Raw genomic sequence first — 25,664 nt, forward strand, 5'->3', positions numbered from 1 at the left:
GCGGCTGCCATCAGGCGCGGCGGTTCGCTGGTTTTTACTGCACGCTCGCATCCCACCATACCGGCAGCTGATAGCCGCTGAGTGGCACGCTGTCAGGACGGCCGATGCGTTTGCTGCGCGCCACCCATTGCTGGTCCATATGATAAAGCGGCAGCACGTAATGGCTGGAGAGCAACAGCCGGTCATAGGAGCGGACCGCCGCGGTGAAATCCTCCGCTGAGCGCGCTCTGAGCAGATGGTCGATCAGCGTATCGAGATCGGGATCGTTTGCGCCGGCAAAGCTGTCGGTACCCTCGCGTGTGCGAGCAGCCGAAGACCAGCGGCCGAGCTGCTCGTTTCCAGGCGACAAGGACGAGGTGTAGGACTTCATGATCATGTCGTAGTCGAAACTGTTCGTCCGGCTCTGATATTGCGTATCGTCGACGGTTCTGATTGAAGCGGCGATGCCGATCGCCTGCAGCGAACGCTGATAGGCGACGGCGAGCTTCTCCTGGTCGGCGTTCTGCGTCATGATTTCGAAGGCGAGCTGGCGGCCGGAGGCGTCAAGCATCCTGCCGCCCTGGATCGTGTAGCCGCCGTGTTTCAACAATCCGACTGCCTGTTTCAGCACATTACGGTCACGGCCGGAGCCGTCTGTGACCGGCAGCTTATAGGTGCCATCGAGAATATCCGGCGCGATTTTGTTCTTTATCGGCCCGAGCAGGGCAAGCTCCCTCGCATCGGCGGGAACGCCGAAGCTTGAAAGCTCGGAATTCTGCCAGAAGCTCTGCGTGCGTTTGTAGGCGCCGGAGTAGAGGTTCTTGTTCGCCCACTCGAAATCGAATACCAGCGACAGGCCTTCGCGCACCTTCGAATCCGCAAAGATCGGACGGCGCGTGTTGAACACGAAGCCGAGCATGCCGCTCGGCAGTTTCGGCGTGAACACGTCCTTGATCACGGCTCCCGAGCTGACAGCCGGGAAATTATAGGCATTGGCCCAGTGACCGGGATTGCCGTCGGGATAGATGTCGACATCGCCCTTTTTGAAGGCCTCGAAGAGTGTCGTGTCTTGCAGATAATATTGTACGATGATCTGATCGTAATTGTCGGTGCCGACCTTGGCGGGAATATCCTTGCCCCAGTAATTCGGGTCGCGCTCATAGGTGATGCTCTCGCCCGGTTTCACCGCTTTCACCTTATAGGGTCCGGAGCCGACCGGAGGTGTCAGCGAGGTGCGATCGAAGGTTTCGGGATCGATCGCGTGCTTCGGCAGCACCGGGAAAAGGCCGAAAATCAAAGGCGTCTCGCGGTCGGCTTGCTCGTTGAGGGTGAAACGAACACTATGTTCGCCGACCTTCTCCATCTTGTCGACGACTTTCAGGCGGTTCGAGAAGGGAACGCGCCCCTTGTCTCGCAGCAGCTCGAAGGAGAACATCACGTCTTCGGGCGTCACCGGCTGCCCATCCGACCATTTCGCCCTTGGATTGAGGTTGAACTGGATGAAGCTCCTTTCATCATCCGATTCCACCGCCTCCGCAAGCAAGCCGTAGAGCGTAAAGGGCTCGTCACGGGAGCGCTGCATCAGCGATTCGTAGACGAGATTGCCATATTCCGGATCCCACATGCCGCGCGCCGTCGTGCGCATGCTCTTCAGAATGAACGGATTGAGGTTGTCGAAGGTGCCAACGACGCCATAGGTGATCTTGCCGCCCTTCTTCACATCGGGATTGACGTAAGGGAAGTGCTTGTAGTCAGGCGGCAGGGCCGGCTCACCATGCATCGCGATGCCGTGCAAAGGTTCAGCGGCGACAGAACCGCACAGCAGCGTGAAGACGAGAGGGACGATGATCCTGAGCATTCGGCAATCCTTGATCCGTGAAAACGGGCATGATTCATGCCGGAGATTAGCATGGGGTCGACCAATTCCAACACGCGGGGGCGATTTCTTTGCCCGGGAGACGAAATTGCTCCTTAATTCGCCAAAGAAATGCTGGATATCTTGAACGCTGCGATGTAACAGGTGAACCCGAAGTTTCGGGGTCATGCATTTGCCTTATTTTTCCATGAGGTGAGTGCCGAACGACCCGATGGTTGGGGCGGCACGTCGCTGCCCCGAACGGATATCAGGAGACGGAATTCGTTATGATGTTCAAGTCTGAAAAGAAAATGCGGGCAGCACTGTCCGTTCTGGCAGTGATGTTCGGCGCCGCTTCGGCTCCAGTCTCCTCCTTCGCGCAGGACGCGGCGGCGCAGGCCCCGGCCGATGCTCCGGCACAGGCCGCCGGCGCTCCGAAGCTCGGCTGGTACAAGACCTGCAGCAAGCAGGAAGACAACGACATCTGTGTTGTCCAGAACCTGATTCTCGCCAATGGCGGCCAGCTCGTCACGGCTGTTGGCCTGATCTCTGTCTCCGGCAAGATCAACCGCAAGCTCCTGCAGGTCTCGGTTCCCACTGCACGTCTCATTCCTCCCGGCATCAGCATGCAGATCGATGGCGGCAAGGGCCAGAAGCTCGACTACGCCGTCTGCCTGCCGGACAAGTGCACCGCTGAAATTCCGCTGACCGACGCGATGATCGCCAGCCTCAAGAAGGGCAGCGACGTGATCTTCACCTCGATCAACTTCCGTCGCGCTCCGAACCCGATCAAGATCTCGCTCGAAGGCTTCACCGGCGCTTATGACGGCGAACCGGTTTCCGAATCCAAGCTCGCCGAAAGCCAACGCAGCCTGCAGGAAGGCATGCAGAAGAAGGCTGAGGAAGCCCGCAAGAAGCTGGAAGACGCGCAGAAGGCAGCCAAGGCGCAGTAACAACTGCCGCCATATGAGATAGGAACCCGGCTTCGTGCCGGGTTTTTTATTGATGGATATTGATCCTCCTCGGCTTGCGAGAGGGTATTTTGTCAAAAGAAAGGCCTCGCCGGGATTGCGAGGCCTTGTTCATGCGTTCGATCTGACCGACTTAGTGGGCGAAGCTCATCTTGGGTTTGAACTGCCCCGACGGGGCTTGATCGAAAATCTGGTAGATCTGCGGGTTGCGAAGCGGCGTGCCGCTTTCGTCATTCACCAGGTTCTGCTCCGAGACATAAGCGACATACTCGCTTTCGTCATTCTCCGCGAGCAGGTGGTAGAAGGGCTGGTCCTTGCTCGGACGCACCTCGGCAGGAATGGAATTCCACCACTCCTCGGTATTCGCGAACTCTGGATCAACGTCGAAGATGACGCCGCGAAACGGAAATACCTTGTGCCGGACCACTTCGCCGATACTGAACTTTGCTACTCTTTCTTTCATGGTACGACTTCCTTTCATCACCAAATTTGGTGACTGGTGCGGTGCAAATCAAGATTTTTGCACCAGGGCGTCACATGAACGTCATATCCTCCTTCTGCCGTTCATGACCGGGGAGGTGAAAGTCCCGGCGAGCCGGGACTTTCAGTATCGCGGCCAATCAGGCCGAATAATACATGTCGTACTCGACAGGATGCGGCGTCATTTCGAAACGCATCACCTCAGCCATTTTCAGCTCGATGAACGCATCGATCTGGTCGTCGTCGAAGACGCCGCCTGCTGTCAGGAATTTGCGATCCTTGTCGAGGCTTTCGAGCGCTTCACGCAGGCTGCCGCAGACGGTCGGGATCTTCTTCAGTTCCTTAGGCGGCAGGTCGTAGAGATCCTTGTCCATGGCCTTGCCGGGATGGATCTTGTTCTTGATGCCGTCGAGGCCAGCCATCAGCATGGCGGCGAAGGCGAGATAGGGGTTGGCGGTCGGATCCGGGAAGCGGACTTCGACCCGCTTGGCCTTCGGGTTGGAGCCGAACGGAATGCGGCAGGAAGCCGAACGGTTGCGCGCCGAATAGGCGAGCAGGACGGGCGCTTCATAACCCGGCACGAGACGCTTGTAGGAGTTCGTCGACGGATTGGTGAAGGCGTTGATCGCCTTGGCGTGCTTGATGATGCCGCCGATATAGAACAGGCAGGTCTCGGAGAGGCCGGCATATTCGTCCCCGGCGAAAGTCGGCTTGCCGCCCTTCCAGATCGACTGGTGCACGTGCATGCCCGAGCCATTATCACCGAAGATCGGCTTCGGCATGAAGGTCGCGGTCTTGCCGTAAGCGTTCGCCACCTGGTGCACGACATATTTGTAGATCTGCATCTTGTCGGCGTTGCGCACCAGCGTATCGAACTTGATGCCGAGTTCGTGCTGGGCTGCAGCGACTTCATGGTGATGCTTTTCGACGACGACGCCCATCTCGGCGAGCACCGTCAGCATTTCCGAACGCATGTCCTGAGCGCTGTCGACCGGTGGAACCGGGAAATAGCCGCCCTTCACGCGCGGGCGGTGACCAAGGTTGCCGGTTTCGTAATCGGTGTCGTCGTTCGACGGCAGTTCGGTCGAATCGAGCTTGAAGCCGGTGTTGTAGGGATCGGCCTTGTACTTGACGTCGTCGAAGACGAAGAATTCTGCTTCCGGGCCGACGAAAACCGTGTCGCCGATGCCGGATGCCTTGAGATAGGCTTCGGCCTTTTTGGCGGTGCCGCGCGGATCGCGGTTATAGGCCTCGCCGGAGACCGGATCGAGGATGTCGCAGACGATAACCATGGTCGACTGAGCGAAGAACGGATCCATGTGCACCGTTTCGGTGTCGGGCATCAGCACCATGTCGGACTCGTTGATGGCCTTCCAACCGCCGATCGAAGAGCCGTCGAACATCACGCCGTCAGCGAACATGTCCTCGTCGACGCTGGCAACGTCCATCGTGACGTGCTGCAGCTTGCCCTTCGGGTCGGTGAAGCGCAGATCGACGAACTTGACGTCGTTTTCCTGGATCTGCTTCAAAATTTCGCTTGCGGTCGCCATTAAATACCTTCCTCCAATTTGTGATAACAATAGGTTGGCGCGGTGACGGTATCGGACTTTGCGCGCTTGGCAAAGTGGTCAGATGGCATCGATGCCGGTCTCGCCGGTACGGATGCGGATAACCTCTTCGACATTGGAGACGAAGATCTTGCCGTCGCCGATGCGGCCCGTCTGCGCCGCCTTGCGGATCGCGTCGATGACGGCCTCCGCGTTCTCGTCGGCCAGCACCACCTCGACTTTCACCTTCGGCAGGAAATCGACGACATATTCGGCTCCGCGGTAGAGTTCCGTGTGGCCCTTCTGACGACCGAAGCCCTTGGCTTCCGTGACTGTAATACCCTGCAGGCCGACTTCCTGAAGGGCTTCCTTCACTTCGTCCAGCTTGAAGGGCTTAATGATCGCTTCGATCTTTTTCATGAGAAAATGTCTCTCCGCTTCTCCTGTTATGGCAGGGATGTTCCCGCTCGCGGATATGATGCAGATATCGTGCCAGTTTGAAATCCATCTTGTCGAAAAAACACGTCGATTTTCGCCGAACCGGCGCGTCTGCGGGGAATTCGATGTCGATTTGATGAAGAGAGAGGTGGAAAAACATCGATCATCAACGAAAAATCGCTCGGATGCCGAAAAAGTCCGGTTTTTCTCCAGTTGCAGAAGAACATTGCGAGTCGGTTAAAAGGTAGGCAAATGCACAATTTTCACTCTTCCATGCGCAACTCTGGACGGTTGTTTTTTGTGCGTTTTTTGAATTGAATAGGCTGATGAGCAAATATCCCTCAGACCTCCTGGTGACGCCTGCCGAAATGAGCGCCATCGACGCTGCCGCGGCTGCGTCCGGAATCGATTCCTTCAGCCTCATGGAAAGAGCAGGGGCTGCCGCCGCGGCCGCCGCGCTCAGGCTTTATCCGGGGGCGCTGCGGTTCGTCGCGCTCTGCGGTCCCGGCAACAATGGGGGCGACGCCTATGTCGCGGCAAGGCATCTGCGGGAGAGCGGAGCGACCGTGGCGCTTTTTCATCTCGGCGATCCGGCAAAGCTGAAAGGCGATGCCGCCCGCGCGCGGGCCGGCTGCCTGTTGGAGGGACAAGAGATCGGCCTCTACCGGCCGCAAGACGGTGACGTCGTCATCGACGGTTTGTTCGGAGCAGGGCTCGGCCGCGCGGTGCCGGCCGATGTGGCTGACTTGATCAACCGCGTCGCCGAGGCCGGTATCGCAGTGCTCGCCATTGATCTGCCCTCCGGCCTCGATGGCCGCACCGGCAAGGTGCTGGGTGCTGCCTTCCGGGCTTGCAACACCATCACCTTCATGACCCGCAAGCCCGGCCATCTCCTGATGCCGGGCAGGGAGCTTTGCGGCGAGTTGGAGGTCTTCGACATCGGCATTCCCGCTCGGATCATCGGGGCCGAGGCGGGCGGTGCCATCGCCGAGAATACACCTGACGCCTGGAAGGGCGTGCTGCCGGCCGAGCAGCTGGAAACCCACAAATACAAGCGAGGTCATCTGGTCGTTTTCTCGGGCGACGCCGACAAGACGGGGGCTGCGCGCATGTCAGCGATCTCCGGTCTGAAAGCAGGCGCCGGCCTGGTGACGATCGCCGCCTCCGGGGCAGCGATGGCTGCCAATGCCGCGCATCTCACAGCCGTCATGCTGCATGCAGTCGAGGACGAGGCGGACCTTGCTGAGTGGCTCTCCGACAAGCGGTTGCAGACTTTCGTCCTCGGTCCCGGTTTTGGCATCGGCGCGAGAGCCCGCGGCTTCGTCAGCGCGCTTGCCGATCGACGGCTCGTGCTCGATGCCGACGGTATCTCTTCGTTCAAGGACGACCCGCAACAGCTTTTCGGCCTTTTTCGCGGCGAGCCGCGTCTGGTGTTGACGCCGCACGAAGGCGAATTTTCGCGGCTTTTTCCTGACATCGGCGACGACGAAAATCTGGGGAAGGTGGACAAGGCGGCAGCGGCCGCCCGCCGCGCCAATGCCGCGATCGTCTACAAGGGGGCCGATACCGTCATCGCCTCGCCGGACGGGCGCGCGCTCATCAATACCAATGCACCTGCCTGGCTTGCCACCGCCGGTTCCGGCGACGTGCTCGCCGGCATTATCGGCGGATTACTCGCTCAGGGGCTGCCGGCTTTCGAGGCCGCGGCCGCCGGGGTCTGGCTGCATGGAGAGACAGCCCACCGCGCCGGCAAGGGACTGACGGCGGAGGATCTCGCGGCGGCGGTATTGCCGCTTTAACCCGACTTATTGCTCGACCAACTTCTGCAGGGCGATCGCCCCGTGCGGCGCATTGACCTTGCCCTCATGGATCATGAAGGCGAAGACGTCGCGCGGCTCGGCCTTCACTTTCCGATCCTCGTCGATCAGCGGCAGATCGTCCGGAACCTTGCCCTCGGCCCAGCTCTGGAGCCGGTCTGCCCAGGCCTTCAGATCCTTGTCGGGATAACAGGTCGGAATATCGTCCGATCCCTTCTGCAGCCTCGCATAGACGAAATCGGCGGTAACGTCGGCGATCATCGGATATTCGAAATGTTCGGCGCAGACCGGCGCCACCCCATATCTAGCCAGCAGCGCGACGAATTCCGGCACCTTGAAGGAATCGTGCCGCACCTCGACCACATGGCGGAGCGCCAGCCCGTCCTGCTTTGGCGGCAGCAGCTTCAGAAAAGCCTCGAAATCTTCCGGATCGAACTTCTTCGTCGGCGCGAACTGCCAGAGCAGCGGCCCGAGATGGTCGCCGAGTTCGCTGATTCCGGATGTGAGGAAGCGCTCCATCGATTCACCAGCCTCGGCAAGCACTCGCCGATTGGTGACGAAACGCGTCGCCTTCAGCGAAAAGACGAAACCCTCGGGCACATCGGCCGCCCATTTAGCAAAGACCGCCGGCTTCTGCGTGCTGTAATAGGTGCCGTTGACCTCGATGACCTTCAACTGGCGGCTGGCATAATGCAGCTCGTCCTTCTGTTTCAGGTCTTCTGGAAAGAAATGCCCGCGCCAGGGCTCGAAGGTCCAACCCCCGATGCCGGTGCGGATAATGCCGGATTTCGTCATGTCGTCCTCCCTTTGGCAGCCGCTCAGGCGGCAACGATCTCTTTCGTCATGTCGACGAGAACCCATCCTGGCCGATAAGGGTTCGGCCGGCGACCCGTTTCCTGAAAGCCGAAGGCGCTGTAGAGGGCGATGTTCCGCTCCATCAGCGCATTGGTATAGAGCCGGATCTCCGGCAAAACCCATTCCCGCGCCTTGCCTTCCAGCCAGTTGAGCATCGCCAGCCCATGCCCGGCCCCCTGAAAGGACGGCGAGACGGCGATGCTGAACAACATGAGGTGATCGTGATGTCGCTCGAGGACGACAAGGCCTGCCGCTTCGCCGCCGGCCTGCCGCAACCACACCTCGCCGCGTTGGATTCTCGGCCCATAGTCCTCGGTCACAGGGATCGGCGGAGCGCCGAAGAGTTCGGTATAGGGCCGATAGGCGGCTGCCGTCAGCGCCGCGATCGTTTCAAGATCGTCGGGCGACGCCAGCCTCATCGTCATTCCGCCGCGACCGCCTTTTTGGCCGTCCGACGCTCCAGCAATTCCCTCAGGAACTGGCCGGTATAGGAACGCTTTTCCCTGACGATCGCCTCAGGCGTGCCGACGGCCACGATTTCGCCGCCGCCATCACCGCCCTCGGGCCCGAAATCGAGCACCCAGTCGGCCGTCTTGATCACTTCGAGATTGTGCTCGATCACCACCACCGAATTGCCCTGGTTGACCAGTTCATGCAACATTTCGAGCAGCTTGGCGACGTCGTGGAAATGCAGGCCGGTCGTCGGTTCATCGAGAATATACAGCGTGCGTCCGGTCGAGCGCTTCGACAGCTCCTTGGCGAGCTTGACGCGCTGCGCTTCGCCGCCCGAGAGGGTATTGGCCTGCTGGCCGACCTTGATATAACCGAGGCCGACATCCTTCAGCGATTGCAGCTTGTCGCGCACGGCAGGTACCGCTGCGAAGAAATCGACGCCTTCCTCCACCGTCATGTCGAGCACGTCGGCGATCGATTTCTGCTTGAAGGTGACGTCGAGCGTCTCCCGGTTATAGCGCTTGCCGTGGCAGACGTCGCAGGTGACGTAGACATCGGGCAGGAAGTGCATTTCAATCTTGATGACGCCGTCGCCTTGGCACGCCTCGCAGCGTCCGCCCTTGACGTTGAAGGAAAAGCGCCCCGGCTGGTAACCGCGCGCCTTGGCTTCCGGCAAGCCAGCGAACCAGTCGCGGATCGGCGTGAAGGCGCCGGTATAGGTCGCCGGGTTCGAGCGCGGCGTGCGGCCGATCGGCGACTGGTCGATATCGATCACCTTGTCGATATGCTCGAAACCATCGATCCGATCGTGGTCCGCGGGGATTTCACGCGCGCCCATCACACGGCGCGCCGCCGATTTATAAAGCGTCTCGATCAGGAAGGTGGACTTGCCGCCGCCGGAAACCCCAGTCACCGCAGTGAAGACCCCGAGCGGGATCGATGCGGTAACGTTCTTCAGATTGTTGCCGCGTGCGCCGATTACTTTGATCTCGCGGCCCTTCTTCGGCTTGCGTCGCTGCTCGGGAACGGGAACGCCGAGTTCACCAGAGAGATATTTGCCGGTCAGCGACTTCGGATTGTCCATGATGTCCTGCGGCGTGCCGTGGGCGATGATCTGGCCGCCATGGATGCCGGCGGCCGGGCCGATATCGACCACATCATCAGCCGTCAGGATCGCATCCTCGTCATGTTCGACGACGATGACGGTGTTGCCGATGTCGCGCAGGTGCTTCAGCGTGTCGAGCAGCCGGGCGTTGTCGCGCTGATGCAGGCCGATGGACGGCTCGTCGAGCACGTAGAGCACGCCGGTCAGGCCCGAGCCGATCTGCGAGGCGAGCCGGATGCGCTGGCTCTCGCCGCCCGACAGCGTGCCGGAGTTGCGCGACAGGCTGAGATATTCCAGGCCGACATCGTTCAAAAAGCGCAAGCGGTCGCGGATTTCCTTGAGGATGCGGACAGCGATCTCGTTCTGCTTGGCATTGAAGGTCGCCGGCAGCGTCTCGAACCAGTCGCGCGCGATGCGGATCGACATCTCGGTTACTTCGCCGATATGCAGCCTGTTGATCTTCACGGCGAGTGCTTCCGGCTTCAGGCGGTAGCCGTTGCAGGCCGGGCAGGGAGCGGCCGACATGAAGCGCTCGATATCCTCGCGCGCCCAGGCGGAATCGGTTTCCTTCCAGCGGCGCTCGAGATTGGTGATGATGCCTTCGAAATTCTTGTGCGTCGTATAAGAGCGGGCACCGTCGGCGTAGTGGAACTCGATCTTGTCGTCGGTGCCGTTGAGGATGACGTCCTTGGCCTGGTCTGACAGGTCGTTCCAGCGGGTACCGAGCTTGAAGCCATAACGTTTGCCGAGTGCTTCCAGCGTCTGGTTGTAGTAGGGCGAGGTCGATTTGGCCCAGGGCGCGATCGCCCCGTCGCGCAGCGTCCGTTCGGGCTCTGGCACGATCAGGTCGGGATCAATCTTCTGCTGGGCGCCGAGGCCGTCGCAGGTCGGGCAGGCGCCGAAGGGATTGTTGAAGGAGAACAGCCGGGGTTCGATCTCCGGGATGGTGAAGCCCGAAACCGGGCAGGCGAATTTTTCCGAAAACAGCACCCGCTCATGCGTCTCATTCAGCGACTTGTTGGCCGAGCCGCCGGCCGAGGTCTCCTCCGGCGGCAGCGGCTTGTCAGCGAATTCGGCGATCGCCAGCCCGTCGGCGAGCTTGAGGCAGGTTTCGAGGCTATCGGCCAGACGTGCCGACACATCCGGGCGCACGACGATGCGGTCGACCACGACGTCGATGTCGTGCTTGTATTTCTTGTCGAGAACAGGCGCTTCGGCGATCTCGTAGAACTGGCCGTCTACCTTGACGCGCTGGAAGCCTTTCTTCATCAGCTCCGCCAGTTCCTTCTTGTATTCGCCTTTGCGCCCGCGCACGAGCGGCGCAAGAATATAAAGACGGGTGCCCTCGCCGAAAGCGAGGATGCGGTCGACCATCTGGCTGACGGTCTGGCTCTCGATCGGCAGGCCCGTCGCCGGCGAATAGGGAACGCCGACGCGGGCAAAGAGCAGGCGCATATAGTCGTAGATCTCGGTGACGGTGCCAACCGTCGAGCGCGGGTTGCGCGAGGTGGTCTTCTGCTCGATCGAGATCGCCGGAGAGAGCCCGTCGATCTGGTCGACATCGGGCTTCTGCATCATCTCGAGGAACTGCCGGGCATAGGCCGATAGGCTCTCGACATAGCGCCGCTGGCCCTCGGCATAGATGGTGTCGAAGGCGAGCGACGATTTGCCGGAGCCCGAAAGCCCGGTCATGACGATCAGCTTGTTGCGCGGCAGATCGAGATCGATGCTCTTCAGATTGTGCTCGCGCGCGCCGCGGATGGAGATCGTCTTCAGTTCGCTCATCGTCTCTGCTTTGGTTTTCTGGATAACAGCCCTTATTTAGTGATGCCGACGGGCGAGTCGAGGCTGAATATCCTGGATGGCTCAAGGTTTTCGATTCTGTTGACAGGATCATACGGATAAACTAGAACAAATAAAGAACAAAATTCCTGATGGATGCATGCGGCTTTCTGATGGATAAACATGTGGATTAAATGCCGCCCATGCGCATCGGCGGTCCGTGATGGTTTAAGGTGCGCCGATCGATTGAAACGCCGCCGGGCAGGGCGGCAGGCAGGGTGAGAAGCATGGCTGGTAGCGTGAACAAGGTAATTCTGGTTGGAAACGTGGGTGCAGACCCCGAAATCCGCCGCACTCAGGATGGCCGGCCGATCGCCAATCTCCGCATCGCGACTTCGGAGACCTGGCGTGACCGCAATTCCGGCGAACGCCGCGAAAAGACCGAGTGGCACACCGTCGTCGTCTTCAACGAAGGCCTCTGCAAGGTTGTCGAGCAATATGTGAAGAAGGGCGCCAAGCTCTATATCGAAGGTCAGCTGCAGACCCGTAAATGGCAGGACCAGCAGGGCCAGGACCGCTACTCGACGGAAGTGGTGCTGCAGGGCTTCAATTCGACGCTGACCATGCTCGACGGCCGCGGCGATGGCGGCGGCGCAAGCTCCGGCTTCGGCGGCGGCCGCGGCAGCAGCAATAACGATTACGGCGACGACTACGGCGCCCCGTCACCGTCCTCAGCGCCGAGCCGCGGCGGTGGCGGCGGCAACTTCTCGCGCGATCTCGATGACGATATTCCGTTTTGATCGGCCGCCTTGGCTTTATGAGAGCATCTGAGAGCATGATGTCCACGCGGCGTCATGCTCTTTTTCTTTGATGGCAAGGCAGATGAACTAATCGGATCGCCCGGTCCATCTGCCGCCGTTTTCATCGAGGCGTCGCGCTGATGAGATTGAGCGCCGCTTTCGCGCCATCGACGACGAACTGCACTGCAAGGGCTGCAAGGATGACGCCGAGCAGGCGGGTCAGGATCGCCCGGCCGGTGACGCCGAGGAAACGGTCGAGCCTCTCAGCGATCAGCAACATCATGAAGGTCAGCAGCAGAATGGCGGCGATGACGCCGATCAGCTGGGCTTTTTCGACCGAGGTCTCCAGCGTACCGGAAAGCAGGATGGTTGCAGAGATCGCGCCGGGGCCGGCGATCAGCGGCAGGGCGAGGGGAAAGACGGCGATATTTTCGATATGGTCCCTGGTGATCGCCACCTCGGTCGTCTTTTCCTTACGGTCCTGCCGCTTCTCGAACACCATCTCGAAGGCGATCCAGAAGAGCAAGAGCCCGCCGGCGAGGCGGAAGGCGCCGATCGAGATCCCGAGCACGCCGAGCACGCCCGCACCGAACAGGGCGAAGACGGCAAGGATGATGAAGGCGATGGTCGAGCCGCGCAGTGCCACCTGCCGGCGCTCGGCGCGGCTCATGCCGATCGTCAGCCCGAGGAAGAGCGGTGCGAGCCCCGGCGGGTCGATGGTGACGATGAGCGTGGTGAATGCGTTGATCAACTGGTCGGCGCTTGCCATCGTCTCTCCGAAACATCATATGAATGCGTGGTTTTCACGATTGTGAAGCGCCGGTTCCGATTCGGCAAATATCCCGCGACGGCGAGCGGCGGATTTGCCCGGTCCGGCCGCGAAACCTGCACGCTTTACCCTCTTTAAGCCGCAAAAGCCTGTTCAAAAAGGCACTCAGAAAATGGCGCGGGAACAGGCTTTCCGCTATAAATTCGTCAAGTGATTCTAGAAGAGATCGTGATCTGTTTTGACTGAGCAAACACCCCCCGGCGGCGGGAAGCTCCCGCCAGGCATCGAGCCCATCTCCATCATGGAGGAAATGCAGCGGTCGTATCTCGATTACGCCATGAGCGTCATCGTCAGCCGCGCGCTGCCCGACGTGCGCGACGGCCTGAAGCCCGTGCACCGGCGCATTCTCTACGGCATGTCCGAGCTTGGCATTGACTGGAACAAGAAATACGTCAAATGCGCCCGCGTCACCGGCGACGTGATGGGTAAATACCATCCGCATGGCAATGCCGCGATTTATGATGCGCTCGCCCGCATGGCGCAGCCCTGGTCGCTTCGCCTGCCGCTGATTGACGGTCAGGGCAATTTCGGCTCGGTTGACGGCGATCCGCCGGCGGCCGAACGATACACCGAGTGCCGCTTGGAGAAGGCTGCCCATTCGCTGCTCGACGATCTCGACAAGGAAACCGTCGACTTCCGCGACAACTATGACGGCACGCTGTCCGAGCCGGTCGTGGTTCCCGCCAAATTCCCGAACCTGCTCGTCAACGGCGCTGGCGGCATTGCTGTCGGCATGGCCACCAACATTCCGCCGCACAACCTCTCCGAAGTCATCGACGGCTGTATCGCGCTGATCAACGATCCGGCGATCGAGCTGCCGGAACTGATGCAGATCATTCCCGGCCCCGATTTTCCGACGGGCGCCAAAATCCTCGGTCGCGCCGGCATCCGCTCGGCCTACGAGACCGGCCGCGGTTCCGTCATCATGCGTGGCGTTGCCACGATCGAGCCGATGCGCGGCGACCGCGAGCAGATCATCATCACCGAAATTCCCTACCAGGTGAACAAGGCGACGATGATCGAGAAGATGGCTGAACTGGTGCGCGAAAAGCGCGTCGAGGGCATCTCCGATCTGCGCGACGAATCCGACCGGCAGGGTTATCGCGTCGTCATCGAGCTGAAGCGCGACGCCAATGCTGAGGTCATCCTCAATCAGCTTTACCGCTACACGCCGCTGCAGACGTCCTTCGGCTGCAACATGGTAGCGCTGAACGGCGGCAAGCCGGAGCAGCTGACGCTGCTCGACATGCTGCGCGCCTTCGTCTCCTTCCGCGAGGATGTTGTTAGCCGGAGAACGAAATTCCTGCTGCGTAAGGCGCGCGAGCGCGCCCACGTTTTGGTCGGTCTTGCGATCGCCGTCGCCAACATCGACGAAGTCATCCGTGTCATCCGCAAGGCGCCCGATCCGCAGTCGGCGCGTGAGGAATTGATGACGCGCCGCTGGCCGGCTGAAGATGTCGAAAGCCTGATCCGTCTGATCGACGATCCCCGTCACCGCATCAACGAGGACCTCACCTACAACCTCTCGGAAGAGCAGGCGCGCGCTATTCTCGAGCTGCGCCTTGCCCGCCTGACCGCACTCGGTCGCGACGAAATTGGCGATGAACTCAATAAGATAGGCGAGGAAATTCGGGATTATCTCGATATTCTTTCCTCGCGCGTGCGCATCCAGACCATCGTTAAGGAAGAACTCGGCGCCGTCCGCGACGAGTTCGGCACGCCGCGCCGCACCGAGATCGTCGATGGCGGCCTTGAAATGGACGACGAGGATCTGATCGCCCGTGAGGACATGGTCGTCACCGTCTCGCATCTCGGCTATATCAAGCGCGTGCCGCTGGCCACCTACCGCGCGCAGCGCCGCGGCGGCAAAGGCCGCTCCGGCATGACGACACGCGACGAGGATTTTGTTAGCCGGCTATTCGTGGTAAATACCCATACGCCGGTCCTGTTCTTCTCCTCGCGCGGCATCGTCTATAAGGAGAAGGTCTGGCGTCTGCCGATCGGCACCCCGCAATCGCGCGGCAAGGCGCTGATCAACATGCTGCCACTCGAACCGGGCGAGCGCATCACCACCATCCTGCCTTTGCCCGAGGACGAGGCGAGCTGGGACAATCTCGACGTCATGTTTTCGACGACACGCGGAACGGTCCGTCGCAACAAGCTGTCGGACTTCGTCCAGGTCAACCGCAACGGCAAGATCGCCATGAAGCTCGAAGAGGAGGGTGATGAAATCCTCTCCGTAGAGACTTGCACCGATCGGGACGACGTTCTCCTGACCACGGCGCTCGGACAGTGCATCCGCTTCTCCGTTGACGACGTACGCGTCTTTGCCGGACGCAACTCGATCGGTGTGCGCGGCATCAATCTCGGCGAGGGCGACCGCATCATCTCGATGACGATCGTCGGCCATGTCGATGCCGAGCCATGGGAACGTGCCGCCTACCTCAAGCGCTCCGCCGCCGAACGCCGGGCGATAGGCGTTGATGAAGAGGACATTGCTCTCGTCGGCGAAGAGGTCACGGAAGAAGGGCAGCTTTCCGATGAGCGTTACGAAGAACTGAAGGCGCGCGAGCAATTCGTGCTCACCGTGTCCGAAAAGGGCTTCGGCAAGCGCTCCTCCTCCTACGACTTCCGCATATCCGGCCGTGGCGGTAAGGGCATCCGCGCCACCGATACGTCGAAAACGGGTGAGATCGGCGAACTTGTCGCAGCCTTCCCGGTCGATGACGGCGATCAGATCATGCTGGTCTCCGACGGCGGCCAGCTGATCCGAGTGCCGGTCGGCGGCATCCGCATCGCCAGCCGCGCCACAAAAGGCGTCACCATCTTCTCGACGGCCAAGGACGAGAAGGTCGTCTCGGTCGAGCGCATCAGCGAGCCGGAGGAGGATGACACCGAGGAGGCCGTCGATGCGGCCGAAAGCGCCGCCGGCACCGATGAGACGCCGGTCGTCGATGGCGATCCGGGCGGTTCTGCCGAGGAGTAATCGAATGAAAAGGGCGGCTTCGAGCCGCCCTTTTCTGTCAGAGCCTTGCCTCCGAACCGAAGCATTCCGTTGGCTCAAACGGGCTCAATGCCCAATAAAAAAGCCGGACGCTAAGAGCATCCGGCTTTGAAAGGCCCAGGCGGCGAAAGGGTGCCGCTCATGGGAGGGAAAGAGAGGAATGTCAGAACGCGCTATGCTTTTCGTTCAGCGCCTTCAACTCTTCGCCTTCGCGCCGCAGCGCTGAAATCGTCGAGGCCACGGACACTATGAACATGACGCTGATGAGGGCGGTGAGCACTGTCAAGATCGTGAACATAGGCATTCCTTTCCTGGGAGTTGCGTTCTCGCCCCTCAGTACTGACCCAGCACGGCCGTTCGGGCCGAAGCATAGGGGCCATAAACCTTGGAGGTATCGACCTTCTGATCATAAAGAGCGACAGTTGCGGTGAGCATGCCCGTGACCATGACCATCCAGAGCACGTTAATCATCGTAATCTTGCCGGGCATTTTTAGTCCTTCCTGCCGCGCCTTGACGCATTTCTGTGTCGGTTGAGTGAACGCATCCGTTTAAAAATGGTTCCGCCGGATGTTGAGCGGGTGTTTACCAATGGCGATCTGAAGCCTCCTTGAATGTCTCGTTCATCTGGCGTTCAGATTCGAAGCCCGGTTTTTTTCGCACAGGCGGCGTTGGGCGCGCACGATTGCTGAATGTTCGGCAAGCTCCGGCCGCACCCAGCTCACCTCGTGGCGATCGGCGAAATAGCCATAGACCATCTCGGCGGCGAGGGAGAAAACGACGGCAAGCGCAACGAGCACAATCAGCATGGATATGGTGTCTTTCGGGGGCGCCGGATGCAGGGAAGGCATCCGCTTGGTTGATGATCCGAGTTAAGCAGATCCCATCTGAAACGGCCTTGAATGGCATGTTCATCCGCTATTCAGCCAAGCGGCGCGGCCGGGGTAAATCACTTGCGGCAAGTCCGCATCCGTGACAAAAGGCGTCAAAACAACGGCCGGGCCAGATGACGACAGCTTTTTATCCTGGGTCCTTTGACCCGATCACCAACGGGCATGTGGATGTTCTGGTCCAGGCGCTGAACGTCGCCGAAGAAGTCATCGTCGCGATCGGCATCCATCCCGGCAAGGCGCCGCTCTTTTCGTTCGAAGAGAGAGCAGAGCTGATCCGCCTTTCGCTGGCCGAAGCATTGCCCGGAAAGAGCGGCAACATCACTGTCGTCGCCTTCGACAATCTGGTCGTCGATGCCGCCCGCGCCCATGGCGCCACGCTTCTGATACGCGGACTTCGGGACGGCACGGATCTCGACTACGAAATGCAGATGGCCGGCATGAACCGAACGATGGCCCCCGATATCCAGACCATCTTTTTGCCTGCCGGCACGGCTTCGCGGCCCATTACCGCCACATTGGTCCGCCAGATCGCAGCCATGGGCGGCGATGTCAGTGCTTTCGTGCCGGCCGCCGTCTTGCAAGCCCTCAAATCCAAGCGCAAAGCCTAGGCGGATAACGCCGCAACGGAGCTCACATGAAACTCTTCTATCTCGCATTTGCCGGCGTGCTGTATCTCGCCTCCTTCGCGGGGGATGCGTTGGCTCAATCGGCCGATCATTATCTCACCATTCAGCTGAAGAACGGCCCGGTGGTGATCCAGCTGATGCCGGATGTAGCACCAAAGCATGTCGACCAGATCGAGGCGCTCGCCAAGAAGGGCGAATATGACAACGTCGCTTTCCACCGCGTCATCGATGGCTTCATGGCTCAGACCGGCGACGTCAAATACGGCAATATGGAAAAGGGCTTCGATGCCAGCCTCGCCGGCACCGGCTCTTCCGATCTGCCCGACATTCCGGCTGAGTTCTCCAAGACCCCGTTCGTGCGCGGCACCGTCGGCATGGCGCGCTCTCAGGATCCGAATTCCGCCAATTCGCAGTTCTTCATCATGTTCGCAGACGGGTCCTTCCTCAACGGCCAGTACACCGTTGTCGGCAAGGTCGTTTCCGGCATGGAGAACGTCGACAAGATCAAGCGCGGCGAAGGCCAGAACGGCGAAGTCAAGAATCCCGACCGGATGATCAAGGTCACCCTGGGCAAAAAGTAGGTTACGAAAGAAAGAAGAGGAGAAGGCAATGGCCGAGATCAAGGATCCCGAAAACACCGTCATTCTGGAAACCACCAAGGGCAAGGTTGTCATACAACTGCTGCCGCAGGTCGCCCCGGAGCACGTCGCCCGCATCAAGGAACTCGCCCGCGAGAAGGCCTATGACGGCGTCGTCTTCCACCGCGTCATTCAGGATTTCATGGCTCAGACGGGCGATGTCGAATATGGCAAGAAGGGTTCGGAAACCTTCAATCCTGGCCGCGCCGGCATGGGCGGCTCCGCCAAGCCGGATCTGAAGGCTGAATTCTCCGCCACCCCGCACGTTCGCGGCACCTGCTCGATGGCGCGTTCGCAGAACCCGAACTCGGCCAACTCGCAGTTCTTCATCTGCTTCACCGACGCTCCCTGGCTGAACAAGCAGTATTCGGTATGGGGACAGGTGATCGAAGGCATGGACAACGTCGACAAGATCAAGCGTGGCGAGCCGGTCTCCGATCCGGACTCGATCGTCTCCATGCGGGTTGCCGCCGACGTCTGATTGTGATTTCTGCTGAAACCCGCCCTTGCGCGAGAGCGCGGGCGGGTTTCGCTTTGCCTGAAAGTACACTTATGCGCGTTGACCTTTTCGACTTCGATCTGCCCGAGGAGCGCATCGCCTTGCGGCCCGCCGAGCCGCGCGACAGCGCTCGTCTGCTCGTCGTTGATGCAAAAGCGGCAAGCGCGCTGTCGGATCATCGCGTTTCGGATCTGCCATCGTTCTTGCGGCCCGGAGACGCGCTCGTTTTCAACGACACGAAGGTCATTCCCGCCCAACTCGAGGGCATCCGCCATCGCGACGGCGCCGGCGGGCAGCAGGTCTCGGCAACGCTGCACATGCGCGTCGGCCCCAGCCGCTGGAAAGCCTTCGCCAAACCGGGCAAGCGCATCAAGGAGGGCGATCGTATCGCCTTCGGCCACAGCGGCGAAAGCTGCATGATCGGCTCGCTCGATGCGACGGTGGAGGAAAAGGGCGAAGCAGGCGAAGTGATGCTCGCCTTCGATCTTTCCGGTCCGGCCCTCGACGAGGCGATCGCCGCCGTCGGCCATATTCCGCTGCCGCCCTATATCGCCGCCAAGCGCCCCGAGGACGAGCGCGACCGGGCCGACTACCAGACGATCTATGCCCGCGAGGAGGGCGCCGTCGCAGCCCCCACCGCCGGCCTGCATTTCACGCCCGGCCTGTTCGAGGCCCTCGACAAGGCCGGCATCGAACGCCATTTCGTCACGCTGCATGTCGGCGCCGGCACTTTCCTGCCTGTTAAGGCTGATGATACCGACCATCACAAGATGCATCTCGAAAGCGGCTATGTCAGCGCCGACGTCGCATCGCGGCTGAATGCCGTGCGGGAAAGAGGCGGGCGCATCGTCTGTGTCGGCACGACCTCGTTGCGGCTGATCGAGAGCGCCGCCGAGCAGAGTGGAGAGATCAAGCCTTGGGCAGGCGCCACGGGCATCTTCATAACGCCCGGTTACCGCTTCAAGGCAGTCGACATGCTGATGACCAATTTCCACCTGCCGCGCTCGACGCTGTTCATGCTGGTTTCGGCCTTCGCCGGCTTCGAGACCATGCATGCGGCTTATGAACACGCCATTTCCACGGGCTACCGCTTCTACTCCTACGGCGACGCGAGCCTTCTTTTCCGGATAGATTAGATGACAAAGAACTTCCAATTCACGCTTGAGAAGACCGATGCCGGCGCCCGTCTCGGTGAGATTTCCATGCCGCGCGGCACGATCCGCACGCCCGCCTTCATGCCGGTCGGCACGGTCGGAACCGTCAAGGCCATGTATCTCGATCAGGTGCGCGAAACCGGCGCCGACATCATCCTCGGCAACACCTATCACCTGATGCTGCGCCCGACGGCCGAGCGTGTCGCCCGCCTTGGAGGCCTGCACAAGCTGATCCGCTGGGAACACCCGATCCTGACCGACTCCGGCGGTTTCCAGGTCATGTCGCTGTCCGGCCTGCGCAAGCTCGACGAGCAGGGCGTCACCTTCAAGTCGCATGTCGACGGCAGCCTGCATCATATGTCGCCGGAGCGCTCGATCGAGATCCAGGGGCTGCTCGGCTCCGACATCCAGATGCAGCTCGACGAATGCGTGGCGCTGCCGGCCGAGCCGAAGGAGATCGAGCGAGCCATGGAAATGTCGCTGCGCTGGGCGGAGCGCTGCAAGGTCGCCTTCGGCGAGCAGCCCGGCAAGGCGATGTTCGGCATCGTTCAGGGCGGCGATATCCCGGCCCTGCGTATCCGTTCGGCCGAGGAGCTGACCAAGCTCGACCTCAAGGGCTATGCCGTCGGCGGTCTTGCGGTCGGCGAGCCGCAGGACGTGATGCTGAATATGCTGAAAGAGACGCTTCCCGTGCTGCCTGTGGAAAAGCCGCGTTACCTCATGGGCGTCGGCACGCCGGACGATATCCTCAAATCCGTGGCCCGCGGCATCGATATGTTCGACTGCGTCATGCCGACCCGCTCCGGCCGCCATGGCCTGGCCTTCACCCGCCGCGGTAAGGTCAATATCCGCAATGCCCGCCATGCTGAAGATATGCGCCCGCTCGACGAACGGTCGAACTGTCCGGCCTCGCGCGATTATTCGCGCGCCTACCTGCATCACCTCGTCCGCGCCAACGAAGCCCTGGGCGGCATGCTGCTCTCCTGGCACAATCTCGCCTATTACCAGGAACTGATGCAGGGCATACGCAAGGCGATCGCCGAGGGCCGCTTCGCCGATTTCACGGCCGAAACAATGGAGGAATGGGCGAGGGGCGATCTTGACCCTGTCTGATCGCCCGCGCTGTCATACCGTGCCAGACGCGCAAAGGACGCTGTAACACTTTGAATGAACGCATCGGCCCGATGCGCTAGCATCTTGCTGCGGCTTTTCGCCCGGGTGATTCGTCAGCGAGCGGCTGTACAACTCCCGACATCAGCCGGCTTGACGCGGCCAGCTTGAAGATCGCTCCACTGCGGTATTGACGGGTCAGGGCCGCCGATCGATGCCTCAAACGTCGCGCGGTCCACCTTGATAAGCCGTCCGCTCGACGTAATGCCCACCATTTCTTTCTTGTTGACGTAAGCCAAGCTGGCATTCAGCCGGCAGAAAAACCGCTTGCTGCCGTTGGAAACGACCCAGCCGTATCCACCAGCCTTTCCCTTGGTCAGTTTCCGACGGCGAAATTTTGCTGTGCAAGTCTTGAGAAGGATTCCGCCTGCGCAACACCCGACATGGCGGCAAAGCCGATGATGGCTGCGAGCGACCACTTGAATGACATAGGCATTGAGTTTCACCCCGATAGAAGGACATAGGGTCTGTACGTTCGGGGGGTGGCGGACACAACTTCAATCTGCAGAGATGCTTAATCGGGCAAAGCGCGTCGCGACATTTCAGATTTGCTCCTCGCAGTTTAGGCTGCTGATTGAGGAGCCGTAGAAGGTGGATTCGGCGAAACCATCATTTTGAGCTTCTTGCGCACGGGCTCGTCGAAGCAAACGGTGGCGATGCCAGCCACAATGAAAATTGCCATGACGACGACCATCCCGGCTGCTGGAGAGGCAGGAAGGTCGAAGCCCCTCCGCCGCAGCGAATCCAGCAGGCTGAAGATAGGCCCATGCAGAATATAGATCGGATAGGAAAGCCTTCCCAGCCAGCGGAATATCATTTCGATGAAGCCCGTCTGCGTCGTGCGCATTGCAACCCAAACGATTGCCGGGAAAATAACAAGGCATATGAAGAGATCGAAATACGGGAATCCGAGGAATGCGCTGGCCGGAATGTTTGTGATCAGAATCAAACAACCACAGACAAGGAGGCCGGTCATGTTGCCATTGGCAGCAGTCGGTTTCCCGACATTATGTAGCCTGCAGAGGCAGATCCCGAGCGAGAACGAGAACAGCACTCGCGAAAAGCCAAATCCTAAGTAGCCTGGCTGGTGGCCAATATCGAAATTGCCTCCGATCGATGCTCCATATGTGGTGATGCAGGCAGCCCCCAAGGCGATGGTAAGCACGGTTCTGAACGATAGTCTGATCAGAACAAGGGCGAACAGCAATCCGGCCCAGAGCTCGAAGAAGAGCGACCAGCTAGGCCCGTTCAAAGGGAACGGCCCTTCTGGATTTGGGTTTGGGATGAACAGGAGCGCCCTCGGAAGAAGGCCTGCCAGCGGCTCCAGGCCGAATTGAAGCGCATAACTGAGAAGGCCAATCGGAAGCGAAAGAAGATAGAGCGGATAAAGCCGAATGATGCGCTGCAGGAGAAATCCTGCAGGCGAAATCTCTCCCGCCAACAATGGCTTTTCGTATGAATTTGCGAGAACGACGCCGCTCAGAAGAAAGAAGAAGTCTACGCCTAGATAGCTGATATTTGCCGGCAGCGGGCCAAGGGTGCCACCCGTATGCAGGAACATGACCATGATCGCTGCAATTCCCCGCAACGCTTCAAGAGCTGTGAAAAATTGCTTGCCAGTGTTCACGGTAACGACCCTCCGGTGGCTCTTATTACCTTGGGAGGATTTCGAAATTGTTAGCGCAACGTCGCCGTGTAACCGGCCGGCTTCTGACGGCGACACACCGCGTCAGATACCCTTGCTGTCCGCATCGGGCATGATCTGTACGCCGTTGATCCTGTAGGTGCCGTCCGGCTGGCGCGTGATCTGGTAGATCGCCGTCCAGTCCTTGCCGTCGCGGCCAGATATCAGCACCTCGTGATAGATCAGCGCGCCATTGTCGATCGACTGGCTGCGGCCGAAGGCATAATTGCCGGGATGATAGACCGGTTCGTAGCTCTTCTTCACCATGGCGAAGAACAGGTTCTTGTCGGGATACATGGCCTTGATGCCGGGGGCGGCGAAGGAATAGGCTGTTTCGGCATCGTCTTTAAGGAAGGCCTTGATCTGCTCCTCGATCATCGTCCGTGTCGTGTCGATCGGGTCGTCGGCGCGGGCTGAGACGGTGGAGAGGAGGGACGCGGCACACAGGATGAAAACTGCGAAGAAGGCGCGCATGGATTATCTCCGGCTCTATCGGAGAAGATCCCCGACGGCAGCGAAGTGTAGGCGATTTCTGGCGTAATTCCAGCAAAACTGGGCAACGCCTTAAGACCAGCGCCGGAACAGCGCGCTGGCATTGACGCCGCCGAAGCCGAAGCCGTTGGTGATGGCATAATCCATCGCCAGCGGCCGCGCCGTCTTGCCGACGATATCGATGCCCTCTGTGACCGGATCGGCTTCATCAAGGTTGCGGGTTGGGGGCGCGATCTGGTCGCGCAGCGCAAGAATGGTGAAGATTGCTTCCAAACCGCCGGCCGCCCCGAGCAGATGGCCTGTCGCCGATTTCGTCGCGCTGACGGCGATGCCGCCGGCGCGGCCGAAGACCGTCCCGATCGCAGCGATCTCGCCTTTGTCACCGACCGGTGTCGACGTCGCGTGTGCGTTGAGGTGCTTGACCTGTGAAGCCGGAATTTTCGCCTGCCTGAGTGCCGCCTCCATCGCGCGGCGCGCGCCGTCGCCATCTTCGGGGCCTGCGGTCATGTGGTAGGCATCCGCCGCCGTGCCGTAGCCGACGAGTTCGGCAAGCGGTGTAGCCCCGCGGGCCAGCGCGTAGTCCAGCGTTTCAATCACCAGGATACCGGCGCCTTCGCCCATGACGAAACCGTCGCGCGCCGTGTCGAACGGACGCGAGGCAAGCTCCGGTGTTTCATTGAAGCCGGTGGAAAGCGCACGCGCGGCGGCAAAGCCGCCGAGGCTCACCTTGTCGATGCACGCCTCGGCACCGCCGCAGATCGCCACATCGGCTTCGCCGGAGCGGATCAGCCGCGCCGCATCGCCGATCGCTTGGACGCTTGCGGCACAGGCCGTCACCGGCGCGCCGAGCGGCCCCTTGAAACCGTAACGGATACTGACCTGTCCGGCGGCGAGATTGACGAGGAAGGAGGGCACGGTAAAGGGCGATAGCCGCCGCACGCCCCGAGTTTCGCCGATCCGCACCGCTTCGGCGATCGCTGGAAAGCCGCCGACCCCGGAGGCGATGATCGTTGCGGTGCGTTCGCGCGCAGCTTCGTCGGTCGGTATCCAGCCGGCCTGCTTCACCGCTTCCTCCGTCGCCGCCATGGCGAACTGGATGAAGCGGTCCATCTTCTTCTGGTCCTTGGGCGTGATGTAACGGTCGGGGTCGAAGCCAGCCTCGGCATCCTCGACGGCGCGGGGAACAATACCGCCGACCTTGGCTGAGAGCTCGCCGACGACATCCTCCGGCAGCACCCTGAGACCGGATGCGCCGTCGATGAGGCGTTTCCAGGCGGGCTCGACGCCGGTGCCGAGCGGCGAGACAAGTCCCATTCCGGTGACAACGATGCGATCCATGGCATTCTCCTCTCTATGCGTCGATGCCGAGATACCAGGCACGCATGCGGGCGATCCGCTCGTGCACCTCATCGTCGGCTGCGGGGCCAGCAATCAGGCTGGTGTTTTCGGGCGTTACTTCTTCGCCGGTTGCGGCATCGACCAGCACTGTCTTGCGCAATTTGCCGGAAGCGGCGTCGCTGAGCAGAAAGGCGAGATCCTCTTCCGGAATGTGCCGGCTCCCCCAGGAAAACAACGCCATCAACACAGGGAAGAAATCGCGGCCCTTCTCGGTCAGCAGATATTCATAGCGGGCGGGGCGCTGCTGGTAGAGCCGCCGTTCGAACAGGCCCTGGTCCGTCAGATGTTTCAACCGCCGCGTCAGGATGTTCGGGGCCACGCCAAGGCTTTTCTGAAACTCGTCGAAACGCGACAGCCCTTGGAAGGCATCGCGAAGGATCAGAATGCTCCACCAGTCGCCGACGCTGTCGAGCGCGCGCGCTGCCGGGCATTTGAACTGGCTGAAACTCGTCCGCTGCATGGCGGATGTCACTACATTAGTAACTATCATCATGCAAGTCACCTAGGCCAGAAAGCTCCAGGCCGCGCCGCCTTCGAAAAAGCGGGCGAGCAGGATGCCGGTGGCGAGCATGCTGGCCGCGACAAAGATCCTTTCGCCTGATGTGCCGATATAGAGCGACCCGATTGCCGAAGAGAAGAGCGGTGAGGAAGTTCGCCCAGGCCCGGCGTGCGGAAGGGCCGGTCGCTGATGCCTTTGACGAAATGCTACATGCCGTTGGCTAGGATTGCGCGGCGATGAAATGGGGATGTAGGCAATCCAGGGAAAAGGCTTCTTCCGGCCTGTACGAGTGGCGTCAAACGAGAATGTGGCCGGAACTATCCGGCCGGCAAGGGAAGGTTCTGGCCTTTCGCATGCTGCTTAGACGAAGCCCAGCGGCAGGTTCTCCAATTTCCTGTCGGCGCCGTAGTCGCGTTCATGCGGCGAGCGACGGCGGCCGTCACGGCGCGACGAAAGGTCGATTCGGTTTTCGACGAATATACCGTCGGGGTAGGTACCGGTATCATGGCAGTCGGCGTCGATTTTTGGAGCAAGGATTTTCAGGATCATCGGGGGTTCCTCCACGGCGCAGCATCAACACTCGGAAAGCCCGCATGGTTCCGATCATAAACCCGGAATTATTAATAAATTAACCATAACTGCCGGTTGGGTGTCGAGCCCATGCAAACCGACGCGCCATGCATCCGCATTGAAATGCC

At 60.5% G+C, this 25,664-nt stretch carries 24 protein-coding genes and 2 pseudogenes; 9 read left to right on the plus strand and 17 right to left on the minus strand.

The features are described 5' to 3' along the window. Positions 1–34: 34 nt before the first annotated feature. A complete protein-coding gene (locus FFR93_RS17985; protein WP_138394214.1) occupies positions 35–1,837 on the minus strand; it encodes an extracellular solute-binding protein in 1,803 nt (600 codons plus the stop codon). Positions 1,838–2,121: 284 nt separating this feature from the next. On the opposite strand from FFR93_RS17985, the gene FFR93_RS17990 reads away from it, so the two are divergent. Next, positions 2,122–2,787, plus strand: a complete 666-nt coding sequence (locus tag FFR93_RS17990) for an invasion associated locus B family protein (protein ID WP_064708935.1) — start codon at positions 2,122–2,124, stop codon at positions 2,785–2,787. 151 nt (positions 2,788–2,938) lie between these two features. Here the strand turns inward: FFR93_RS17990 and hspQ are convergent, their stop codons facing one another. The 3 genes from hspQ to FFR93_RS18005 form a co-directional block, all read right to left on the minus strand. Next, entirely contained in the window at positions 2,939–3,268 is a 330-nt protein-coding gene (hspQ, locus tag FFR93_RS17995) for a heat shock protein HspQ (RefSeq protein ID WP_064712799.1), read from the minus strand. 157 nt (positions 3,269–3,425) lie between these two features. Beyond that, positions 3,426–4,835 (minus strand): type I glutamate--ammonia ligase, encoded by a 1,410-nt coding sequence (glnA, locus tag FFR93_RS18000; RefSeq protein ID WP_064708933.1) that lies wholly within the window; start codon positions 4,833–4,835, stop codon positions 3,426–3,428. 78 nt (positions 4,836–4,913) lie between these two features. Beyond that, on the minus strand, positions 4,914–5,252 hold the full coding sequence (locus tag FFR93_RS18005; protein WP_003539626.1) for a P-II family nitrogen regulator: 339 nt from the start codon (positions 5,250–5,252) through the stop codon (positions 4,914–4,916). A gap of 344 nt (positions 5,253–5,596) precedes the next feature. Between FFR93_RS18005 and FFR93_RS18015 the strand changes: the two genes are divergently transcribed. Continuing rightward, complete coding sequence (locus FFR93_RS18015; RefSeq protein ID WP_138394215.1) at positions 5,597–7,069, plus strand: NAD(P)H-hydrate dehydratase; 1,473 nt, start codon at positions 5,597–5,599, stop codon at positions 7,067–7,069. 6 nt (positions 7,070–7,075) lie between these two features. On the opposite strand, the gene FFR93_RS18020 is transcribed toward FFR93_RS18015, so the two are convergent. Genes FFR93_RS18020 through uvrA form a run of 3 tightly spaced genes read right to left on the minus strand, consistent with a single transcriptional unit; the run spans position 7,076 to position 11,285 of the window. Next, positions 7,076–7,882, minus strand: coding sequence for a DUF72 domain-containing protein (locus FFR93_RS18020; protein ID WP_138394216.1), 807 nt, complete (start codon positions 7,880–7,882; stop codon positions 7,076–7,078). 23 nt (positions 7,883–7,905) lie between these two features. Next, positions 7,906–8,367 carry a GNAT family N-acetyltransferase gene (locus FFR93_RS18025; RefSeq protein WP_138394217.1) on the minus strand — a complete coding sequence of 154 codons (462 nt, stop codon included), beginning with the start codon at positions 8,365–8,367 and terminating at the stop codon, positions 7,906–7,908. Then, positions 8,364–11,285, minus strand: coding sequence for an excinuclease ABC subunit UvrA (gene uvrA / locus FFR93_RS18030; RefSeq protein ID WP_138394218.1), 2,922 nt, complete (start codon positions 11,283–11,285; stop codon positions 8,364–8,366). The genes FFR93_RS18025 and uvrA overlap by 4 nt, the downstream gene beginning before the upstream one ends. 284 nt (positions 11,286–11,569) lie before the next feature. Between uvrA and FFR93_RS18035 the strand changes: the two genes are divergently transcribed. Then, positions 11,570–12,082 (plus strand): single-stranded DNA-binding protein, encoded by a 513-nt coding sequence (locus FFR93_RS18035; RefSeq protein WP_064708929.1) that lies wholly within the window; start codon positions 11,570–11,572, stop codon positions 12,080–12,082. 121 nt (positions 12,083–12,203) lie between these two features. Here FFR93_RS18035 and FFR93_RS18040 read toward each other — a convergent pair whose 3' ends face one another. Further along, the gene (locus FFR93_RS18040; RefSeq protein WP_064708928.1) at positions 12,204–12,851 is read right to left on the minus strand and encodes a MarC family protein; all 648 of its coding nucleotides are present in this window, start codon (positions 12,849–12,851) and stop codon (positions 12,204–12,206) included. A gap of 238 nt (positions 12,852–13,089) precedes the next feature. On the opposite strand from FFR93_RS18040, the gene gyrA reads away from it, so the two are divergent. Further along, on the plus strand, positions 13,090–15,897 hold the full coding sequence (gene gyrA, locus FFR93_RS18045) for a DNA gyrase subunit A (RefSeq protein WP_138394219.1): 2,808 nt from the start codon (positions 13,090–13,092) through the stop codon (positions 15,895–15,897). A 181-nt stretch (positions 15,898–16,078) separates the two neighbouring features. Here the strand turns inward: gyrA and FFR93_RS41930 are convergent, their stop codons facing one another. The 3 genes and pseudogenes from FFR93_RS41930 to FFR93_RS18050 form a co-directional block, all read right to left on the minus strand. Beyond that, positions 16,079–16,213: a hypothetical protein gene (locus tag FFR93_RS41930; RefSeq protein WP_259663786.1), complete on the minus strand. Its 135-nt coding sequence runs from the start codon at positions 16,211–16,213 to the stop codon at positions 16,079–16,081. A gap of 35 nt (positions 16,214–16,248) precedes the next feature. Then, positions 16,249–16,404: a hypothetical protein gene (locus FFR93_RS40940; RefSeq protein WP_003539654.1), complete on the minus strand. Its 156-nt coding sequence runs from the start codon at positions 16,402–16,404 to the stop codon at positions 16,249–16,251. 132 nt (positions 16,405–16,536) lie between these two features. After that, positions 16,537–16,828: pseudogene (locus tag FFR93_RS18050) on the minus strand (hypothetical protein). 91 nt (positions 16,829–16,919) lie between these two features. Between FFR93_RS18050 and coaD the strand changes: the two are divergent. The 5 genes from coaD (at position 16,920) to tgt (ending at position 20,836) form a co-directional block, all read left to right on the plus strand. Then, positions 16,920–17,414: a pantetheine-phosphate adenylyltransferase gene (gene coaD, locus FFR93_RS18055; protein ID WP_138394220.1), complete on the plus strand. Its 495-nt coding sequence runs from the start codon at positions 16,920–16,922 to the stop codon at positions 17,412–17,414. A gap of 26 nt (positions 17,415–17,440) precedes the next feature. Then, positions 17,441–18,013 (plus strand): peptidylprolyl isomerase, encoded by a 573-nt coding sequence (locus FFR93_RS18060; protein ID WP_064708925.1) that lies wholly within the window; start codon positions 17,441–17,443, stop codon positions 18,011–18,013. 28 nt (positions 18,014–18,041) lie between these two features. Beyond that, positions 18,042–18,551 (plus strand): peptidylprolyl isomerase, encoded by a 510-nt coding sequence (locus FFR93_RS18065; RefSeq protein WP_064708924.1) that lies wholly within the window; start codon positions 18,042–18,044, stop codon positions 18,549–18,551. 71 nt (positions 18,552–18,622) lie between these two features. Continuing rightward, positions 18,623–19,705 (plus strand): tRNA preQ1(34) S-adenosylmethionine ribosyltransferase-isomerase QueA, encoded by a 1,083-nt coding sequence (gene queA / locus FFR93_RS18070; RefSeq protein ID WP_138394221.1) that lies wholly within the window; start codon positions 18,623–18,625, stop codon positions 19,703–19,705. Beyond that, a complete protein-coding gene (gene tgt, locus FFR93_RS18075) occupies positions 19,706–20,836 on the plus strand; it encodes a tRNA guanosine(34) transglycosylase Tgt (protein ID WP_138394222.1) in 1,131 nt (376 codons plus the stop codon). A gap of 619 nt (positions 20,837–21,455) precedes the next feature. Here the strand turns inward: tgt and FFR93_RS18085 are convergent. The 6 genes and pseudogenes from FFR93_RS18085 to FFR93_RS18110 all read right to left on the minus strand — a co-directional run bounded on the left by FFR93_RS18085 (position 21,456) and on the right by FFR93_RS18110 (position 25,515). Continuing rightward, a complete protein-coding gene (locus FFR93_RS18085; RefSeq protein WP_138394223.1) occupies positions 21,456–22,520 on the minus strand; it encodes an acyltransferase in 1,065 nt (354 codons plus the stop codon). A 102-nt stretch (positions 22,521–22,622) separates the two neighbouring features. After that, positions 22,623–23,051, minus strand: coding sequence for a DUF4864 domain-containing protein (locus FFR93_RS18090; protein ID WP_138394224.1), 429 nt, complete (start codon positions 23,049–23,051; stop codon positions 22,623–22,625). Positions 23,052–23,141: 90 nt separating this feature from the next. After that, positions 23,142–24,407: a beta-ketoacyl-ACP synthase II gene (gene fabF, locus FFR93_RS18095; RefSeq protein ID WP_138394225.1), complete on the minus strand. Its 1,266-nt coding sequence runs from the start codon at positions 24,405–24,407 to the stop codon at positions 23,142–23,144. A 13-nt stretch (positions 24,408–24,420) separates the two neighbouring features. Then, on the minus strand, positions 24,421–24,927 hold the full coding sequence (locus FFR93_RS18100) for a helix-turn-helix domain-containing protein (protein WP_138394248.1): 507 nt from the start codon (positions 24,925–24,927) through the stop codon (positions 24,421–24,423). A 42-nt stretch (positions 24,928–24,969) separates the two neighbouring features. Then, positions 24,970–25,287, minus strand: a pseudogene (locus FFR93_RS41500) (hypothetical protein). A 39-nt stretch (positions 25,288–25,326) separates the two neighbouring features. Next, a complete protein-coding gene (locus tag FFR93_RS18110; protein WP_064712789.1) occupies positions 25,327–25,515 on the minus strand; it encodes a hypothetical protein in 189 nt (62 codons plus the stop codon). Positions 25,516–25,664 lie beyond the last annotated feature (149 nt).

It is taken from the genome of Rhizobium sp. MHM7A (genome assembly GCF_005862215.1).
GTDB lineage: Bacteria > Pseudomonadota > Alphaproteobacteria > Rhizobiales > Rhizobiaceae > Rhizobium > Rhizobium bangladeshense.

Bases quoted from the DNA above. Each gene is read 5' to 3' on its own strand.
- FFR93_RS17985 (WP_138394214.1), bottom strand. From the start codon at position 1,837: ATGCTCAGGATCATCGTCCCTCTCGTCTTCACGCTGCTGTGCGGTTCT.
- FFR93_RS17990 (WP_064708935.1), top strand. From the start codon at position 2,122: ATGATGTTCAAGTCTGAAAAGAAAATGCGGGCAGCACTGTCCGTTCTG.
- hspQ (WP_064712799.1), bottom strand. From the start codon at position 3,268: ATGAAAGAAAGAGTAGCAAAGTTCAGTATCGGCGAAGTGGTCCGGCAC.
- glnA (WP_064708933.1), bottom strand. From the start codon at position 4,835: ATGGCGACCGCAAGCGAAATTTTGAAGCAGATCCAGGAAAACGACGTC.
- FFR93_RS18005 (WP_003539626.1), bottom strand. From the start codon at position 5,252: ATGAAAAAGATCGAAGCGATCATTAAGCCCTTCAAGCTGGACGAAGTG.
- FFR93_RS18015 (WP_138394215.1), top strand. From the start codon at position 5,597: ATGAGCAAATATCCCTCAGACCTCCTGGTGACGCCTGCCGAAATGAGC.
- FFR93_RS18020 (WP_138394216.1), bottom strand. From the start codon at position 7,882: ATGACGAAATCCGGCATTATCCGCACCGGCATCGGGGGTTGGACCTTC.
- FFR93_RS18025 (WP_138394217.1), bottom strand. From the start codon at position 8,367: ATGACGATGAGGCTGGCGTCGCCCGACGATCTTGAAACGATCGCGGCG.
- uvrA (WP_138394218.1), bottom strand. From the start codon at position 11,285: ATGAGCGAACTGAAGACGATCTCCATCCGCGGCGCGCGCGAGCACAAT.
- FFR93_RS18035 (WP_064708929.1), top strand. From the start codon at position 11,570: ATGGCTGGTAGCGTGAACAAGGTAATTCTGGTTGGAAACGTGGGTGCA.
- FFR93_RS18040 (WP_064708928.1), bottom strand. From the start codon at position 12,851: ATGGCAAGCGCCGACCAGTTGATCAACGCATTCACCACGCTCATCGTC.
- FFR93_RS41930 (WP_259663786.1), bottom strand. From the start codon at position 16,213: ATGTTCACGATCTTGACAGTGCTCACCGCCCTCATCAGCGTCATGTTC.
- FFR93_RS40940 (WP_003539654.1), bottom strand. From the start codon at position 16,404: ATGCCCGGCAAGATTACGATGATTAACGTGCTCTGGATGGTCATGGTC.
- coaD (WP_138394220.1), top strand. From the start codon at position 16,920: ATGACGACAGCTTTTTATCCTGGGTCCTTTGACCCGATCACCAACGGG.
- FFR93_RS18060 (WP_064708925.1), top strand. From the start codon at position 17,441: ATGAAACTCTTCTATCTCGCATTTGCCGGCGTGCTGTATCTCGCCTCC.
- FFR93_RS18065 (WP_064708924.1), top strand. From the start codon at position 18,042: ATGGCCGAGATCAAGGATCCCGAAAACACCGTCATTCTGGAAACCACC.
- queA (WP_138394221.1), top strand. From the start codon at position 18,623: ATGCGCGTTGACCTTTTCGACTTCGATCTGCCCGAGGAGCGCATCGCC.
- tgt (WP_138394222.1), top strand. From the start codon at position 19,706: ATGACAAAGAACTTCCAATTCACGCTTGAGAAGACCGATGCCGGCGCC.
- FFR93_RS18090 (WP_138394224.1), bottom strand. From the start codon at position 23,051: ATGCGCGCCTTCTTCGCAGTTTTCATCCTGTGTGCCGCGTCCCTCCTC.
- fabF (WP_138394225.1), bottom strand. From the start codon at position 24,407: ATGGATCGCATCGTTGTCACCGGAATGGGACTTGTCTCGCCGCTCGGC.
- FFR93_RS18100 (WP_138394248.1), bottom strand. From the start codon at position 24,927: ATGCAGCGGACGAGTTTCAGCCAGTTCAAATGCCCGGCAGCGCGCGCG.
- FFR93_RS18110 (WP_064712789.1), bottom strand. From the start codon at position 25,515: ATGATCCTGAAAATCCTTGCTCCAAAAATCGACGCCGACTGCCATGAT.